This is a genomic window from Bradyrhizobium sp. USDA 4011 (assembly GCF_054063415.1).
Genome location: NZ_JBSSGG010000001.1, coordinates 402,143 through 418,508 on the forward strand (window position 1 = coordinate 402,143; position 16,366 = coordinate 418,508).

The window sequence follows — 16,366 nt, forward strand, 5'->3', positions numbered from 1 at the left end:
CGGAGGCTCACATAGCGAGGCCTTTGCATCGAGGCCTTTGCATCGAGGCCTTTTCATCAAAGCCTTTTCATCAAAGCCTTGGCCCAGCGAGCCGCCTTGCGCACGCGAATATACAAGAGCCGCCGGACAATATGGTCGATTCTGCGGACCTGCGGTCGTTTGTCTATAGCGTCGCCGCTGTGGCCAAACTAGGGCTTCCGGGCAACGGCCCCGGCTTTTCAGGCGACCAATTTCACTTTGCCGGTCCGGCAGTTGCCAGCCGTTTGGAGAAGAACATGTCGATCGCCTGGACCATCGATCCGACGGCCTTGTTGCGCCAGTTCTCGGAGACCAGATGCTCGAGGTCGCCCTTGTTGGAGACATAGCCGATCTCCACCAGAACGGACGGCACGTCGGGCGCCTTGAGCACCCGGAAGCCGGCCGATTTCAGCGGATGCTTGTGCATCCGCACCGTGGTCTTCATCTCGTCCATCAGCAGACGGGCGAAGCGGTTGGAGAAGGTCTTGGTCTCGCGCTGCGCGAGGTCGATCAGGATGTCGGCGACCTCGGTCGGCTCGTCGGTCAGGTTCACGCCTGCGATCGCGTCGGCCTTGTTCTCCGCTTCCGCGAGCCGCTCGGCCTCGGCGTCAGACGCCTTGTCGGACACGGTGTAGATCGTGGCGCCCTGGGCGTCGCCCTCGCGGCGCGGCAAGGCATCGGCATGGATCGAGACAAACAGCGCCGCGGATTGCGAGCGCGCGATCTTCACCCGGTCATTGAGCGGGATGAAGGTGTCGTCGGACCGGGTCATGACCACCCGATATTTGCCCGACTTCTCGATCCGGTCGCGCAAAGCGAGGCCAAAGCCCAGCACCAGGTTCTTCTCGGTCTGGTCACCAGACTGGGTGCCGTTGTCGATACCGCCGTGACCGGGATCGATCACGATCAGCGGGCGCGAGTCGGTGTTCGCAACCGGTGGCAGCGCGGCCGTGGTGACGGCCGGAATGGTCGCCGTGGTGGCTTCGGAAATCGACGGTTTCAATTCGGGCCGGCTCTCCGGCGCGAGCGACTGCACGAAGCTGGTGCGATCGACCTGCTCGAAATCCAGCACCAGCCGCGGCGGCTGGCCGTTGGCGGCATCGAGCACGTAGGAATTGGCGATCTTCACCGGACCGGTCATGTCGAACACGATCCGGGAGCCGCCGGGCATCACGAGGCCATAGCGGAACGCCTTCACCAATCCCCGCGCCGCCGAGCCGGTGCCGGCAGCGAGCTGGAAATTGACCTGCGGGATATCGACTACGACACGGTAGGGGTCGGCCAACGGAAAGGCGCGAAACTCGATCTTGCGGTCGAGATCGAGGATGAATCGGGTCTGCTTGTCGTCGCCGGCAAGCCTGGCGGCTGATGCGACCGGGAAATTCGGCGCGCTGGCGGCGGAAGCACTAGCAGCCGCCGGCTGGCTGTCCTGTGGTCCCTCGGCCGCTCTCGGGGCGCCGGCCACGGCAAGCACCGATGCTGCAGCGCACAACAGCCCACATCCCAGGAAAACAAGGTGTTTTGCGCGGTTCTCCACTCGATTCGGAGCCTCCCAGCTGCTTCTTACCGCATTAGAACCACACGGTTAATCGCACCCTAATGACGCGCGGGCGAAAAGAGCCGAGTGTTGCGGCGGCGTGACGCTTCCCTTGCACGCGGCGGGCAATCCACGTATGTACGGAGTGCTGACGGCTAGTACTCCCGGTTGTGTCGCGTTCAGCCTCTCGGTGCAGCGGTGGAACCTTCCAAGTCGAAGATCCCGCCGTGTTTTTCCGGTCCCTCCCCAGCCAGCGCCGCGCGCGGCTGACACGGAGAGGCGGATTCAAGCCCGAGCGGCGTCCGGTCCCAGACACACTCCCTCGCCAGAGGGACGGTTTGAGACACGGCGTAACCGATTATCCGGCCCCCTGGGGCCTCGATATGCGATGGCCGGCAGGCGCTTCGGCGCCAGGCGGGGCCTTCAGCAAAAGATACGGCGGTCAATTTCGCCGCCAACATGTTTAGACGGGCCGACGCTTAATGCGCCAGACTGCATTGCCGACCAGGAACTCCCGAATGATCGCGCTGACGCGAGGTGAAAGCTTCGCCCGTCGCATCATCCCGGTGGGTTCCCGTCCGGCGCTGCGCCGCGAGACGCGTTTTGGCCTTCCCCTCACCCCCGAATCAGGTGGACCGTCGCGTCACCGGGCGGCGCAGTTTGCGCGCGCCATGATCCGCGCCCGCCGCCGTCAAGAGCTCCAAAATGCCCAACAAGATGTTGATCGATGCCACCCACCCGGAAGAGACCCGGGTCGTCGTGGTCCGTGGCAATCGCGTCGAAGAGTTTGATTTCGAGACCGCCCAGCGCAAACAACTGCGCGGCAACATTTACCTCGCCAAGGTCACGCGCGTAGAGCCGTCGCTGCAGGCTGCCTTCATCGAGTATGGCGGCAACCGGCACGGCTTCCTGGCCTTCAGCGAAATCCATCCCGACTACTATCAGATCCCGGTCGCCGACCGTCAGGCGCTGATCGAAGCCGACGAGCGCGCCCATCGCGAGGCCGAGGAAGAGCACGAGAACCGCGGCCATCGCCGCCGGTCGCGCCATCGCAATGCCCGCCGCCGCGGTCATGGCGACCGCGTCCAGAGCGAGGTGATCGAGGCTGCAGGCGACGCGCAGGCGCTGCCGGCGGCCGAGGCTCACGAACATCCCGTTGATGCCGGGCATCATGAACATGATGCCGGGCATCACGAGCACGGCGTGGCCGCCTATGAGGGTCACGAGCATGAGGCGCATGATCATGCGCATCACGACGACCACGAGCATCATCATGAGCATGAGCATCACCATGACCATGGTCACGACGATCATGGCCACGATGATCACGATCATGACCACCATGACCATGATCAGGCGCACGATCACGACCACGCCCCCGTAACGAGCGAGGCGCAGGCCGCCGACGCCCCGTCCGACCCCGTCGTCGCGGTGGTCGAAGCCTCCGTTGCGTCAGCTGCGCCGGAATTCGTCGAGACCGCCGAGGTCAATCATGAGCCCGAGCGGACCCATGAGGAGCAGGTCGCGGAAAACGCCGCGCATGCCGACGACGCGCCGCATGTGGCTGCCGACGAAGTCCACGCCGCGGCCGATGAGCACGGCGTCGCGGAATACGCAACGCCGGCGGACGGAGCCGCGCCCGAGGCTCGGGATGGCGACGATGCCGGCGAAGACGACGACGAGGATGACGGCGAGGAAGGCGAGGAAGAGGATGTCGTCGAGTCCGTCGGCGGCGACGACGTGCTCGAGGAGGTTCCGGAGCGCGCGTTCCGCCCGCGTCGCCAGTACAAGATCCAGGAAGTGATCAAGCGCCGGCAGGTGATGCTGGTGCAGGTCGTCAAGGAAGAGCGCGGCAACAAGGGCGCCGCGCTGACCACCTATCTGTCGCTCGCCGGCCGTTATGCCGTGCTGATGCCCAACACCGCGCGTGGCGGCGGCATCAGCCGCAAGATCACCTCCGCCCAGGACCGCTCGCGGCTGAAGGAAGTGGTGCAGGACCTCGACGTGCCCGAAGGCATGGGGATCATCCTGCGTACCGCCGGCGCCTCCCGCAGCAAGCCGGAGATCAAGCGCGACTTCGAGTACCTGATCCGGATGTGGGAGACGGTGCGCGACCTGACCCTGAAGTCGCAGGCGCCGACCCTGGTCTACGAGGAAGGCTCGCTGATCAAGCGTTCGCTGCGCGACCTCTACAACAAGGAGATCGACGAGATCCAGGTGGCGGGCGAAGCCGGCTATCGCGAAGCGCGCGACTTCATGAAGATGCTGATGCCGGCCAATGTGCGCGCGGTGAAGCAATATCGCGACGGCCAGCCGCTGTTCTCGCGCATGGGCGTCGAAAGCCAGCTCGACGCGATGTTCTCGCCGACCGTGCAGTTGCGCTCCGGCGGCTACATCGTGATCAACCAGACCGAGGCGCTGGTCTCGATCGACGTCAACTCCGGCCGCGCCACGCGCGAGCACCATATCGAGGACACCGCGCTCAAGACCAATCTGGAAGCCGCGGAAGAGGTTGCGCGTCAATTGCGTTTGCGCGACCTCGCGGGCCTGATCGTCATCGACTTCATCGACATGGACGAGAAGCGCAACAACCGCGCAGTCGAGCGCAAGCTGTCCGACTGCCTGCGCCAGGACCGTGCGCGGATCCAGGTCGGCCGCATCTCGCATTTCGGCCTCCTGGAAATGTCGCGCCAGCGCATCCGCGCCAGCATGCTGGAGAACTCGACCGAGCCCTGCCCGCAATGCGGCGGAAGCGGCCACGTCCGTTCGGTCTCGTCGGTGGCGCTGCAGCTGTTGCGCGGCATCGAGGAAATCCTGATGAAGGGCGCGACCCACAATCTGGTGGTCCGCACCCGCACCGACGTCGCGCTCTACGTGCTCAACCACAAGCGCGGCCATCTGCGCGACCTCGAGGAATCCTTCCGAGTCTCGCTGTCGGTCGTCGCCGACGCCACGGTGCACGGGCAGCAATCCTACATCATCGATCGCGGCGAGCAGGTGCATACGCTCGAAGCCGCCAAGGCGCTGCTTGCCGCGCAAGCTGCCGCCGCGCCGGCGCAGGTCGATGAGGCGGATGACGAGGAAGAACTGTTCGAATACGAGGCCGAGATCGAGACCGACGAGACCGAAGGGCTCGTCGACGACCGGGCGGCCGGCGAGGAAGCAGGCGCCGCTGAGGGCGAAGGCGACGGCCAGCGCCGCAAGCGCCGCCGCCGGCGCCGCGGCCGCGGTGGCAGCGAAGCGCGCGAAGGCGCTCCGCAGCCGCGCGAGGACGGCGATCTGATGCATGTCCTGCCCGATGGCACCGAGGTGGTTGCCGGGGGCGAAGCGGAAGGCGATGAGGACGAAGGCGACGAAGCCCAGGGCGCTGCCCGCGACGACCAGGCCGGCAGCGGCGATCGCCGCCCGCGGCGCCGCGGACGCCGTGGCGGCCGCCGCCGGCGCGGCACTGGCGGACCGGATGACGGTCTTGCTGGATCAATCTCCGACGAGCTGAGCCCGGTGGCAGCGTCTGAAGCCACGGACGCGGTCGCCGATTTCGATAGCCACGACGCGGAGCCGGCCCCCTCGCTCGCGCAGCCCGAGCTGTTTGCCCAGCCGACGGAATGGCAGCCGATCGAGGCCGCGCCGGTTGAGGCGATCGCGGCACCCGAGCCTGAACCCGTTGCCGCACCCGCCGCCGAGGACACGACCGAAAGCGAGCGCGCGCAGCGGCGCCGCTCGACGGTGCGCGAAAAGGTCAGCTTCGCATCGAGCCCGCAACCTGAGACAACGCCGGCGCTGGCTCAGAGCCCGACGGAGCAACCTGCCCCGGCCCCCGCCTCCGAACCCGCAGCCTCTGCCCCGCAGTCCGCACCGGACGCCGCCACGGCCGAGGCTCCGGCCCGCAAGGGCTGGTGGTCGCGCCGCTTCGGCGGCGGCGGCAACTAGCACCACCTGGAAGTCAAAACGCCCGGTTCGCGCCGGGCGTTTTTGTTGGACAGGCCATCCGTTCGTCAGACGCCGGCGTGACGGAGCCTGACGGAGACGGATCCCAATGCAAAGCGCGATGGTTCTTGGCGGCGGCATGGTGGGCGTCAGCACGGCGCTGCACCTGCAACGCCGCGGCTGGTCGGTGACGCTCGTCGACCGCAAGGAACCCGGCCGCGAAACCAGCTACGGCAATGCCGGCATCATTCAGAGCGAGGCGGTGCGGCCCTATCCGATGCCGCGCGATCCGGCCACGCTCGCCAGGATCGCGATGGGGCGCACCAACGACGTACGCTATCGCCTGGCATCGTTGCCCCGGCACGCCGGTCCGCTGCTGCGCTATTGGTGGAACTCGACGCCTGAGCGGCACCGCGAAGCTACCATCGCTTGGGCGCGCCTGATCGCCTACGCCACGGCCGAGCACGACACGCTGATCCGCGATGCGCATGCCGACAATCTGATCCGCCGCGCCGGCTATCGCCTGCTGCATCGCGACCCGGCGGCACTGGAGCAGGCGATCGCAGTCGCCGAAGAGAACCGGCGTGACTTCGGCGTGCAGTTTCGCGTGCTCGATGGCAGCGAACTCGCCCGGGCCGAGCCGTTGCTGCGCGACGACCTCCCCGGCGCCATTCACTGGCTCGGGCCCTGGACCGTGTCGGACCCCGGCGGTCTGGTCTCGGCCTATGCCGGATTGTTCGAGCGTCTCGGCGGGACGCTGCTGCGCGGCGACGCGCAGACACTGACGGAGACCGCAACCGGCTGGTCGGTCGACACCACCGGCGGCCGGATCGATGCCGCCCATGTCGTCGTCACGCTCGGGCCGTGGTCACCGCAATTGCTGCGCAAGTTCGGCTACCGGATCCCGCTGGTGCGCAAGCGCGGCTACCATATGCACTATCAGGGCGGCCGCTCGCTCGACCTGCCGCTGGTCGACACCGCGAATGGCTATGCGATGGCGCCGATGGCCAAGGGGATCCGCATCACGACCGGCGCGGAGCTGACGAGCCCCGATGCGCCGGCGACGCCGATCCAGCTTGGCCATGCCGAAGCGGCCGCACGCGAGCTGATCGAGATCGGCAGCCGCGTCGAGCCCGAGCCGTGGTTCGGCACCCGCCCCTGCACCACCGACATGCTGCCGGTGCTCGGGCCTGCGCCGCGCCATCGCGGCCTATGGGTGAATTTCGGTCACGGCCATCAGGGCTTTACGCTCGGCCCGGCGACGGCGCGGGTGCTGGCCGAAACGATGAACGGCGAGGCATCCTCCGTGGACACCTCGCCGTATCGGCTGGACCGGTTCTGACGTCGGAGATCAGTCCGTCGTCAGCGCGGTCTCCATGTCGGTCGGGTCGATCTGCCGGGCGAGATTGGCATTGAGCTTGTCGCGGTCGAGCTCGCCCTCCCACCATGCGACGATCACGCAGGCGACGCCGTTGCCGCACAGATTGGTCAGCGCGCGGCACTCGCTCATGAACTTGTCGATGCCGAGCACGATCGCCATGCCCGGCACCAGCCGCGGATCGACCACCGCAAGCGTCGCCGCCAGCGTGATGAAGCCCGCACCGGTGATGCCGGAGGCGCCCTTCGAGGTCAGCATCGCCACCACCAGGATCGTGAGCTGTTGGCTGAACGAGAGGTCGTAACCCAGCGCCTGCGCGATGAACAGCGTCGCCAGCGTCATATAGATGTTGGTGCCGTCGAGGTTGAACGAATAGCCCGTGGGCACCACGAGGCCGACTACCGACTTCGAGCAGCCGAGACGTTCGAGCTTCTCCATCAATGACGGCAGCGCGCTCTCGGAGGATGAGGTGCCGAGCACGATCAGGAGCTCGTCCTTGATGTAGGCCAGGAACCTGAAGATCGAGAACCCGGCGATCCGCGCGATGATGCCGAGCACCACGAGGACGAACAGCGCGGCGGTCAGATAGAACGTCGCGATCAGCCCCATCAGATTGAGGATCGCGCCGGTGCCGAACTTGCCGATGGTGAAGGCCATCGCGCCGAACGCACCGATCGGCGCCGCCCGCATCACGATCGAGATCACGCCGAACACCGCATGCGCGGCGTCGTCGATGAACGAGCGGATGGTGTGGCCGCGCTCGCCGAGGCCCATGATCGCAAAGCCGAACAGCACCGAGAACAACAGCACCTGCAGGATCTCGCCCTGCGCGAAGGCGCCGACGACGGTGTCCGGAATGATGTGCAGCACGAAGTCGACGCTCTTCTGCGCCTCCGCCTGCTTGGCATAGCCGGCAACCGCCTGCGCGTTCGCCGCCGCATTGCCGAAGCCCGCGCCCGGCTTCACGATGTTGCCGATGAGCAATCCGATCACCAGCGCGAAGGTCGAGACGACCTCGAAATAGACCAGCGCCTTGACGCCGATGCGGCCGACCTTCTTGGCATCCTGGATGTGGGCGATGCCGGACACCACGGTGCAGAAGATGATCGGCGCGATCACCATCTTGATCAGCTTGATGAAGCCGTCGCCGAGCGCCTTGATCCACTCGTTGGTGGCAATGGCGGGCCACAACCAGCCGACCAGCGCGCCGAGCACGATCGCGATCAGAACCTGGACGTAGAGAATCTTGTACCACGGCTTGCTACCGGCAGACGCCGGTGAAGCCGTGGCAACGGTTGCCGCTGCCATGTGTCACTCCCCCTCAGAAATGGCGGAAATAGCCAAGATCAACTTGGCCGTTCAAGTCAAATGGAACTGTGTCGTCCCTGCCGATTATCCGCGGCGATCTGTCGCGTGCTGCTCCGCCGAAACCGGGGCCCGCGCTCGCGAGACCGATCCAGCCGACAAGACGGAGGGCTCTTGAAGATTGCGGGCTATTTAAGCCAATGCGCGATCCGCGCAACTGCTTCCTGCATCTCCGCCGCGGAACGCGCATAGGAAAATCGGATGAAGGCGCGGCCGTGGATCGGATCGAAATCGACGCCCGGGGTCGCCGCGACATGCGCCTTCTCGAGCATCTCGCTGGCGAAGGCGAAGCTGTCGGAGGTGAAATCGGAGACGTCGGCATAGAGATAGAACGCGCCGTCGGCGGGCAGGAACTTGGTCAGCCCGGCCTTGGGCAGGCCTTCGATCAGGATGCGGCGGTTCTCCTGATAGCCGCGCTTGATCGCCTCCATCTCCTCGCGACCCTCGAAGGCCGCCTCGGCGGCGATCTGCGACAAGGTCGGCACCGAAATCGACAGATTCTGCTGCAGCCGCTCGATCGGCCGCACCAGCACGTCGGGCACCACCATCCAGCCGACGCGCCAGCCGGTCATGCAGAAGTACTTCGAGAACGAGTTGATCACGAGCGCGTTCGGCGACAGCTCCGCCGCCGTCACCGCAGGAAACGCGTAGTCGAGGCCGTGATAGATCTCGTCGGAGATGAAGCGGATGCCCGCGCTGTCGGCGGCCGCCATCAGGCTCGACAACGCCTCACGCGACATCATGGTGCCGGTCGGGTTCGCGGGACTGCCGACCAGCACGCCCTTCAGCGGCGCCTTGCGATGGGCGGCCAGCAGCGCCTCCCCGGTCAGCGCATGACGGGTGTCGCCGGAGGTCTCGATCAGCACCGGCTCGCAGCCGAGCGCGGTCAGGATGTGCCGGTAAGGCGGATAGCCCGGCATGGTGACGGCGACCCGGTCGCCCGGCTCGAACATCGCAAGAAACGCCAGGATGAACCCGCCCGACGAGCCCGTCGTGACGATGATGCGCTCGGCATCGACCGCGCAGCCATACGTGTCGCGGTAATGCCGCGCGATGCGCGCCCGCAGACTGGGAATGCCGAGCGCGGAGGTGTAGTCGATCCGCCCGCCGGCAAGCGCGGCCTGTGCGGCGGCAATCGCCGGCCTCGGCGCCCCCTCGGCGGGCTGCCCCACCTCCATGTGGATGACATGGCCGCCCGCGGCTTCGATTCGCGCCGCCGCGGCCATCACGTCCATCACCATGAACGGCGGAACATCGCTCCGGCCGGACGCTGTCAAAAGGCTGCTCACACGGTCTCTCACTGTCGCTTCACGCATGGATTTCTGCTATTGCACGGCCGCTGCCGAATTCGGGTTCCGATACCGGCAACCGCCCCAGACTGGCCGCATTCGGTGGCTCCTTATAACGCTTTCAGGCCAAGTGCATACCCGGTTCGCGTGAAGAAGAACTGCAAAAACAACAGACTGTGCCCCGTGCCTGCCTCGGTCGGGCCGGGAACCGGACCTTGCCGCGCTGCGGCCAGAAATCGCCGATAGATCGCCCATGCTGTTTCGCCACGCGCTTCGCGCCAGCACCCTCAAGCCGACTGCGTTCAAGCTGACCGCATTGCTCACCGCGGTTGCGCTAGCGGTTGGTCCCGTCGCCCCTGCGCGGGCCCAGCAGAAGGGCCCGCCGGTGCTGCGCGACACCGAGTCCGAGCAGCTGCTGCGCGAATATACCAGGCCGATCCTGCGCGCCGCCGGTCTCGAGAAGCAGAACATCCAGATCGTGATCATCAACGACGGCTCGTTCAACGCCTTCGTCGCCGACGGCCGCCGCATCTTCGTCAATTACGGCGCGCTGCTGCAATCGGAGACGCCGAACCAGATCATCGGCGTGCTGGCGCATGAAACCGGCCATCTGGCCGGCGGTCATCTTGCCAAGATGCGCGAGCAGCTGGCGCAGGCGCAGACCCAGATGATCATCGCGATGCTGCTCGGCGTCGGGGCGCTGGCCGCAGGCGCTGCGGGCGGCGGCGTAGGAAACGGCCTCTCCAGCGCCGGTGCCGCCGCGATCTCGGCGCCGCAGTCGGTCATTCAGCGCACGTTGCTCTCCTACCAGCGCCAGCAGGAGGAAAACGCCGACCGCGCCGGCGTCAAGTTCCTGAACGCGACCGGCCAGTCCGCCAAGGGCATGTACGAGACGTTCAAGCGCTTCACCAACGAGAGCCTGTTCGCCGCGCGCGGTGCCGACCCCTATCTGCAGTCGCACCCGATGCCGGTTGATCGCGTCTCCGCGCTGGAGGACCTGGCGCGATCGAGCCCCTATTGGGACAAGAAGGACGATCCGGCGCTGCAGCTGCGTCACGACATGATGCGCGCCAAGATCTCGGGCTTCATGGAGCGGCAGGACACCGTTTACCGCCGCTATCCGCTGTCCAACACCAGCCTGCCGGCGCGCTATGCACGCGCGATCACCACCTATCTGCACGGCGATCTGCGTTCGGCGATCGCCCAGATCGACGCGCTCATCCAGGTCCAGCCGAACAATCCCTATTTCTACGAATTGCGCGGCCAGGCGCTGCTCGAAGGCGGCCGGCCGGCGGAGGCCATCGCGCCGTTGCGCCGCGCGGTGCAGCTTTCCGGCAGCTCGCCGCTGATCGAGATGCTGCTCGGCCAGGCGCTGGTCGCCTCCGACAACAAGGCCTACACCGACGATGCGATCAACATGCTGCGCGCCGCCGTGGCGCGCGAGCCCGAGGCGCCGCTCGGCTATACCCAGCTCGCGATGGCCTATGGCCGCAAGGGCGACTATGCCCAGGCCGACCTTGCCTCGGCGCAGGCCGCCTATCTCCGCGGCGACAACAAGACCGCCCGCGAACTGGCATCGCGCGCCAAAACGCGGTTCGCGATCGGCACGCCCGGCTGGGTCAAAGCTGACGATATTGTGAGCGCCAAGCCGATGCCAGGTCAGAAAAACAACTAGAAATAAACCGTAGTTCCATACAACGATCACCGAAACCGGCCCGCGGCCCTGCCGTATTACGGGCCACCTCGAACAAGGATTTTGCCATGCCAGCGCTTCGTTTTCTCGCCCCTGCCCTGCTCGCGCTCGGCATTTGCGCCGCGCCGCTGACGGCGTCCGCGCAGAGCTTCAACGACACCCAGCGCGGCGACATCGAGACCATCGTACGCAACTACCTGATCGCCCACCCCGAGGTGCTCGAAGAGGCGATGAACGAGCTCAGCAAGCGGCAGGCCGCCGCCGAAGCCGAGAAGCATGAGCAGAGCGTCGCCAAGAACGCCGACACGATCTTCAACTCGCCGCGTGGCGTCATGCTCGGCAACAAGGACGGCGACGTCACCTTTCGTCGAGTTCTTCGATTACAATTGCGGCTACTGCAAGCGCGCGATGTCCGACATGCTCGACCTGATGAAGTCGGATCCGAAGCTGAAGGTCGTGCTGAAGGAATTCCCGGTGCTGAGCCAGGGCTCGGTCGAGGCCGCGCAGGTCGCGGTCGCCGTGCGCATGCAGGATCCGACCGGCAAGAAGTATCTCGAGTTTCACCAGAAGCTCCTCGGCGGCCGCGGCGCCGCCGACAAGGCGCGCGCGCTGGCGGTCGCCAAGGAGGTCGGTCTCGACATGACCAAGCTCGAGAAGGACATGGCAAGCCCCGAGGTGAAGGCCACCATCGAGGAGAACTTCCGCCTCGCCGAATCCATGGGCATGAACGGCACGCCGAGCTACGTGATCGGCAAGCAGGTCGTGATCGGCGCGGTCGGCGTCGAGGGTCTCAAGGAGAAGATCGGCCTTGCCCGCTGCGGCAAGGCGACCTGCTGATCGTCGCTTCGACAGCGCTCATCCATCAAGAAAAATCCGGCTGCCTGGCAGCCGGATTTTTTATTTGCGGCACCGACTCTGCTCCTGCTGGAAGCCAATTCGCCTCTGCGCCGGCTCGTGAAGGGCGCGGCGCGCACGGCGTTCGACGTCAACGTCGGCCGCACCCGCACCGACGAGCTGGAGAAGACATACTGGTACCGCCTGTTCGGCGGCATCCCCGAGGTCGGGCACCACGCCTACGGCATCGGCCTTGCGCCGCGCGACAACGATCCCAATGTCGGCAAGCCGCCGCGCGATCATCTGCTGCACAAGGGCGAGCTTGGCGACTACATCGCGCCTTACAGCGAGCAAGGCAGTGTACGCGGTCTCGAGCGGTTGCACGGCCGCAACCATCTCGGCGGCACGATGTTTCCGAACCAGTGGACGCCGAAATACAGCGCGACCTATCTCGAGATCGAAGAGCATTTCGGCGGATTCAATTTCGGCGGCGGCAACGGCCAGCTCGACCTTGCGAGCATGGAGTTCGACTGGGCCTGCGGTTGAAGCGCAATTCGTTCATCGCGCGTTCACAGAAGAAACAAACTGCAAGGAACCCGGAAATCAACAGGAACATCGCACATCCTCTCCCGTTGTCGGCGCGGGCAATGCTGAATAACGAGGAGGAATATGATGACTAACCGCTTTCTGATTTCGGTCGCTGCGGCGGCCCTGATCGCCGGTACCGGTTTCGCGAATGCACAGGGTGCCGGTGGCGCCAACAAGGAGACCGGGGCCGGCGGCGGCGCGACCGTGCAGCATAGCGCACCGTCCGGTGGCGCATCGTCGGGCACCATGCAGCGCGATGCGGGCGGCATGAAGGGTTCCGAACACTCCACGACCGGCGAGTCTTCTTCGGGCATGAAAAATGACTCGCCCGGCATGAAGGGCGCCGAGTCCGAAAAGTCCGGTCCGGCCACCAAGGGTGCTCAAGAGAATACGCAGAAGTCGAAGAGCATGAGCTCGGAGAACGAGGCGACCAAGGCCTCCAAGGAGAGCTCGAAGGACATGAAGGCCGAGAGCCGCGAGAAGAGCGGCAACATGAAGGCCGAGGAGCGTGACAACAGCGGCAAGATGAATGCGGAAAGCCGCGAGGGTCGCGATCGCACCAACGCCGCCGAAAGCCGCGACAAGAGCGGCGCCACCACCAACCAGAACGCTCAGACCAAGAGCCCGACCGACACCAACCGCGCCCAGACCAACGACACCAGCCGCACCCAGACCACGACCGGTAACGCGGCGACGTCGGCCACCGCGGCTCCGCCGGCCGAGAAGCGCACGCAGATCACGACCGCGATCAAGTCGGAGCACGTCACCGAAGTCACCAACGTGAACTTCAACGTTGCGGTCGGCACCCGCGTTCCGGCCGACGTGCACTTCTATCCGCTGCCGGAGCGCGTCGTGGCGATCTACCCGCAGTGGCGCGGTTACGAGTTCATCCTGGTCCACGGCCGCTACGTCATCGTGCAGCCGGAGACCCACGAGATCGTCTACATCATCGAGGGCTGACCTCGGCCTCGGCGCGAGCGGTGCCGTGACGGGCCCTCGCCTCGAACTCAACCCCGCCCCTCAGGGGCGGGGTTTTGCATGCGGCTGCACCCCGCAGTCGCCGGTGGATGGCTGGCCGGAGCACACCCCCGGCACGCCTTCCTCCGGATTTGGTTAATCAGCAATTTCCGTAGGTTACGGCAGCTATCTAACAGAGCGGAGGAAGCTGTTGAAGACGTTCCGATTTCACCTAAAGACTTCCCCTGCGGCCGGTTGTTACCTATAACCCGGCCCACTTTCCCCTTCGGAACCCTTGGCAGGAATGTTTTTGGAAATGGCTGCTGCCGGAACGATCTATGTGCTGAACGGCCCGAACCTCAACCTGTTGGGGACGCGCGAGCCGGAGACGTACGGCCATGCCACCCTCGCCGACGTCGAGAAGCTGTGCGCGGACACCGCGCGCCAGTTCGGCTTGACCGCCGACTGCCGGCAGTCCAACCGCGAGGGCGAACTGATCGACTTCATCCATGAGGCCCACACCAAGAAGGCGGTCGGCATCATCATCAACGCCGGGGGCTACTCCCATACCTCGATCGCGCTGCATGACGCGCTGGTCGCGGTGAAGATCCCCGCCGTCGAGGTTCACGTCAGCAACATCCACGCCCGCGAGAGCTTCCGGGACCACTCGTTCACTGCTAAAGCCGCCTTCGCGTCGCTTTGCGGCTTCGGCATCGACGGCTACCGGCTTGCGATCATCGGCCTCGCCACCAGGATCGGTGCGAAGGCAAAGACTTAATCGTCAATCCTGACGTTCCCCGTCACCAGACAGAGATTTCGGATCAAACAACATGGCGCGCCAGCCAGACGACAAATCAGCCGCAAAGTCCAAGAACGACTCCAAGAACGACGACAGCGTCCTCATTCGCGAGCTCGCGCTGCTGCTTGCTGAGACCAACCTCACCGAGATCGAGATCGAGCGCGCCGGCCTGCGCGTCCGGGTCGCGCGCAATATCAGCATCGCCGCCTCCGTGCCGTCAGCCGTCCATGCGGTCGCCGCCCCGGCGGCGGTGCCGGCTGCCGCCGCTGCCGCCACCGACATGGCGAAGCACCCGGGTGTCGTGCCCTCGCCGATGGTCGGCACCGCCTATTGGGCTCCGGAACCTGGCGCCAAGCCGTTCATTGAAGTCGGCACCAAGGTCACGGCCGGCCAGACGCTTCTGATCATCGAGGCGATGAAGACGATGAACCAGATCCCGTCGCCGCGCGCGGGCACCGTGACGCAGATCCTCGTCGAGGACGGCCAGCCGGTCGAATTCGGCGAGCCACTCGTCATCATTGAATAGCTTCCGTCAACGTCAGGCGCTGCGATGTTCGACAAGATCCTCATAGCCAATCGCGGCGAGATCGCGCTTCGCGTGCTCCGGGCGTGCAAGGAGCTCGGCATCTCCACTGTCGCGGTGCATTCGACCGCCGACGCCGACGCCATGCATGTGCGCCTCGCCGACGAGAGCGTCTGCATCGGGCCGCCGCCGTCGAAGGATTCCTATCTCAACATCCCGGCGCTGCTGGCCGCCTGCGAGATCACCGGCGCCGACGCCGTGCATCCCGGCTACGGCTTCCTGTCCGAGAATGCGCGCTTCGCCGAGATCCTCGCCGACCACAATCTGGGTTTCATCGGGCCGAAGGCCGAGCACATCCGCCTGATGGGCGACAAGATCGAAGCCAAGAAGACCGCCAAGCGCCTCGGCATCCCCGTGGTGCCCGGCTCGGACGGCGCGGTAACGGCGGACGACGATGCCATGGCGATCGCCAAGGAGATCGGCTTCCCGGTGCTGGTGAAGGCAGCGGCCGGCGGCGGCGGCCGCGGCATGAAGGTCGCCCACACCGAGGCCGACCTCGCGCTGGCGCTGACGACCGCGGCCAACGAAGCCAAGTCCGCGTTCGGCGACGCCTCGGTCTACCTGGAGAAATACCTGCAGAAGCCGCGCCACATCGAGATCCAGATTCTCGGCGACGGCCGCGGCGGCGCCATCCATCTCGGCGAGCGTGACTGCTCGCTGCAGCGCCGTCACCAGAAGGTCTGGGAGGAAGGACCCTCGCCCGTGCTCGCGGCTGCGGCGCGGGCCAGGATCGGCGAGACCTGCGCCAAGGCGATGCGGGACATGAAGTATCTCGGCGTCGGCACCATCGAATTCCTCTACGAGGACGGCGAGTTCTATTTCATCGAAATGAACACGCGCATCCAGGTCGAGCATCCCGTCACCGAAAGCATCACCGACATCGATCTCGTGCTCGAGCAGATCCGGATTGCCGCCGGCGGCGAGCTTCCGGCCAAGCAGAGCGACATCGCGATCATCGGCCACGCCATCGAGTGCCGCATCAATGCGGAGAACCCGCAGACCTTCCGTCCCTCGCCCGGACGGATCACGCAATTCCATCCGCCGGGCGGTCTCGGCGTGCGGATCGATTCCGCCGTCTATCAGGGCTACGTGATTCCGCCCTATTACGACTCGCTGGTCGGCAAGCTGATCGTGCACGGCAAGACCCGCGGCGAATGCCTGATGCGGCTGCGCCGGGCGCTGGACGAGATGGTGGTCGACGGCATCGAGACGACGCTGCCGCTGTTCCGCGCACTGGTGCGGGAGCCCGACATTATCGAGGGCGATTATCACATTCACTGGCTGGAGCAGTATCTCGCCGGCCAGCCATCCGATGCGCCGAAATAATTTGGAACTTTGTGGAACCGAGCGCCCTGCTCAAACGTACTAAAGGGTTGTTGGCTTTCCACGGGGACGCAT

11 protein-coding genes and 1 pseudogene are annotated in these 16,366 nt (G+C 65.7%); 9 read left to right on the forward strand and 3 right to left on the reverse strand.

The annotated features are described in order from the left end of the window. Nucleotides 1-232 precede the first annotated feature (232 nt). Nucleotides 233-1,555: an N-acetylmuramoyl-L-alanine amidase gene (locus tag ACVW1C_RS02070; RefSeq protein ID WP_456756956.1), complete on the reverse strand. Its 1,323-nt coding sequence runs from the start codon at nucleotides 1,553-1,555 to the stop codon at nucleotides 233-235. Nucleotides 1,556-2,260: 705 nt separating this feature from the next. Between ACVW1C_RS02070 and ACVW1C_RS02075 the strand changes: the two genes are divergently transcribed. Next, nucleotides 2,261-5,485, forward strand: coding sequence for an Rne/Rng family ribonuclease (locus ACVW1C_RS02075; protein WP_456756957.1), 3,225 nt, complete (start codon nucleotides 2,261-2,263; stop codon nucleotides 5,483-5,485). A 106-nt stretch (nucleotides 5,486-5,591) separates the two neighbouring features. Then, nucleotides 5,592-6,824: an NAD(P)/FAD-dependent oxidoreductase gene (locus ACVW1C_RS02080; protein ID WP_456756958.1), complete on the forward strand. Its 1,233-nt coding sequence runs from the start codon at nucleotides 5,592-5,594 to the stop codon at nucleotides 6,822-6,824. 9 nt (nucleotides 6,825-6,833) lie between these two features. On the opposite strand, the gene ACVW1C_RS02085 is transcribed toward ACVW1C_RS02080, so the two are convergent. Together ACVW1C_RS02085 and ACVW1C_RS02090 are read right to left on the reverse strand one after the other, a co-directional pair. After that, complete coding sequence (locus tag ACVW1C_RS02085) at nucleotides 6,834-8,168, reverse strand: dicarboxylate/amino acid:cation symporter (RefSeq protein ID WP_456756959.1); 1,335 nt, start codon at nucleotides 8,166-8,168, stop codon at nucleotides 6,834-6,836. A gap of 185 nt (nucleotides 8,169-8,353) precedes the next feature. Then, nucleotides 8,354-9,541 (reverse strand): pyridoxal phosphate-dependent aminotransferase, encoded by a 1,188-nt coding sequence (locus tag ACVW1C_RS02090; protein WP_456756960.1) that lies wholly within the window; start codon nucleotides 9,539-9,541, stop codon nucleotides 8,354-8,356. Between the two features lie 226 nt (nucleotides 9,542-9,767). Between ACVW1C_RS02090 and ACVW1C_RS02095 the strand changes: the two genes are divergently transcribed. From ACVW1C_RS02095 to accC, 7 genes and pseudogenes are all read left to right on the forward strand, one after another. Then, a complete protein-coding gene (locus ACVW1C_RS02095; protein WP_456756961.1) occupies nucleotides 9,768-11,189 on the forward strand; it encodes a M48 family metalloprotease in 1,422 nt (473 codons plus the stop codon). A gap of 86 nt (nucleotides 11,190-11,275) precedes the next feature. Then, nucleotides 11,276-12,044, forward strand: a pseudogene (locus ACVW1C_RS02100) (DsbA family protein). 117 nt (nucleotides 12,045-12,161) lie between these two features. Further along, nucleotides 12,162-12,587 carry a hypothetical protein gene (locus tag ACVW1C_RS02105; RefSeq protein WP_456756962.1) on the forward strand — a complete coding sequence of 142 codons (426 nt, stop codon included), beginning with the start codon at nucleotides 12,162-12,164 and terminating at the stop codon, nucleotides 12,585-12,587. Nucleotides 12,588-12,713: 126 nt separating this feature from the next. Beyond that, the gene (locus ACVW1C_RS02110; RefSeq protein WP_456756963.1) at nucleotides 12,714-13,589 is read left to right on the forward strand and encodes a DUF1236 domain-containing protein; all 876 of its coding nucleotides are present in this window, start codon (nucleotides 12,714-12,716) and stop codon (nucleotides 13,587-13,589) included. 313 nt (nucleotides 13,590-13,902) lie between these two features. After that, the gene (gene aroQ / locus ACVW1C_RS02115) at nucleotides 13,903-14,364 is read left to right on the forward strand and encodes a type II 3-dehydroquinate dehydratase (protein ID WP_176531642.1); all 462 of its coding nucleotides are present in this window, start codon (nucleotides 13,903-13,905) and stop codon (nucleotides 14,362-14,364) included. A gap of 52 nt (nucleotides 14,365-14,416) precedes the next feature. Continuing rightward, nucleotides 14,417-14,911: an acetyl-CoA carboxylase biotin carboxyl carrier protein gene (gene accB / locus ACVW1C_RS02120; RefSeq protein WP_456756964.1), complete on the forward strand. Its 495-nt coding sequence runs from the start codon at nucleotides 14,417-14,419 to the stop codon at nucleotides 14,909-14,911. A gap of 24 nt (nucleotides 14,912-14,935) precedes the next feature. Then, complete coding sequence (accC, locus tag ACVW1C_RS02125) at nucleotides 14,936-16,294, forward strand: acetyl-CoA carboxylase biotin carboxylase subunit (protein WP_456756965.1); 1,359 nt, start codon at nucleotides 14,936-14,938, stop codon at nucleotides 16,292-16,294. Nucleotides 16,295-16,366: the final 72 nt, after the last annotated feature.

Excerpts from the sequence above, each read along its gene's own strand:
- ACVW1C_RS02075 (WP_456756957.1), top strand. The coding sequence starts at position 2,261 with ATGCCCAACAAGATGTTGATCGATGCCACCCACCCGGAAGAGACCCGG.
- ACVW1C_RS02080 (WP_456756958.1), top strand. The coding sequence starts at position 5,592 with ATGCAAAGCGCGATGGTTCTTGGCGGCGGCATGGTGGGCGTCAGCACG.
- ACVW1C_RS02085 (WP_456756959.1), bottom strand. The coding sequence starts at position 8,168 with ATGGCAGCGGCAACCGTTGCCACGGCTTCACCGGCGTCTGCCGGTAGC.
- ACVW1C_RS02090 (WP_456756960.1), bottom strand. The coding sequence starts at position 9,541 with ATGCGTGAAGCGACAGTGAGAGACCGTGTGAGCAGCCTTTTGACAGCG.
- ACVW1C_RS02095 (WP_456756961.1), top strand. The coding sequence starts at position 9,768 with ATGCTGTTTCGCCACGCGCTTCGCGCCAGCACCCTCAAGCCGACTGCG.
- ACVW1C_RS02110 (WP_456756963.1), top strand. The coding sequence starts at position 12,714 with ATGACTAACCGCTTTCTGATTTCGGTCGCTGCGGCGGCCCTGATCGCC.
- aroQ (WP_176531642.1), top strand. The coding sequence starts at position 13,903 with ATGGCTGCTGCCGGAACGATCTATGTGCTGAACGGCCCGAACCTCAAC.
- accB (WP_456756964.1), top strand. The coding sequence starts at position 14,417 with ATGGCGCGCCAGCCAGACGACAAATCAGCCGCAAAGTCCAAGAACGAC.
- accC (WP_456756965.1), top strand. The coding sequence starts at position 14,936 with ATGTTCGACAAGATCCTCATAGCCAATCGCGGCGAGATCGCGCTTCGC.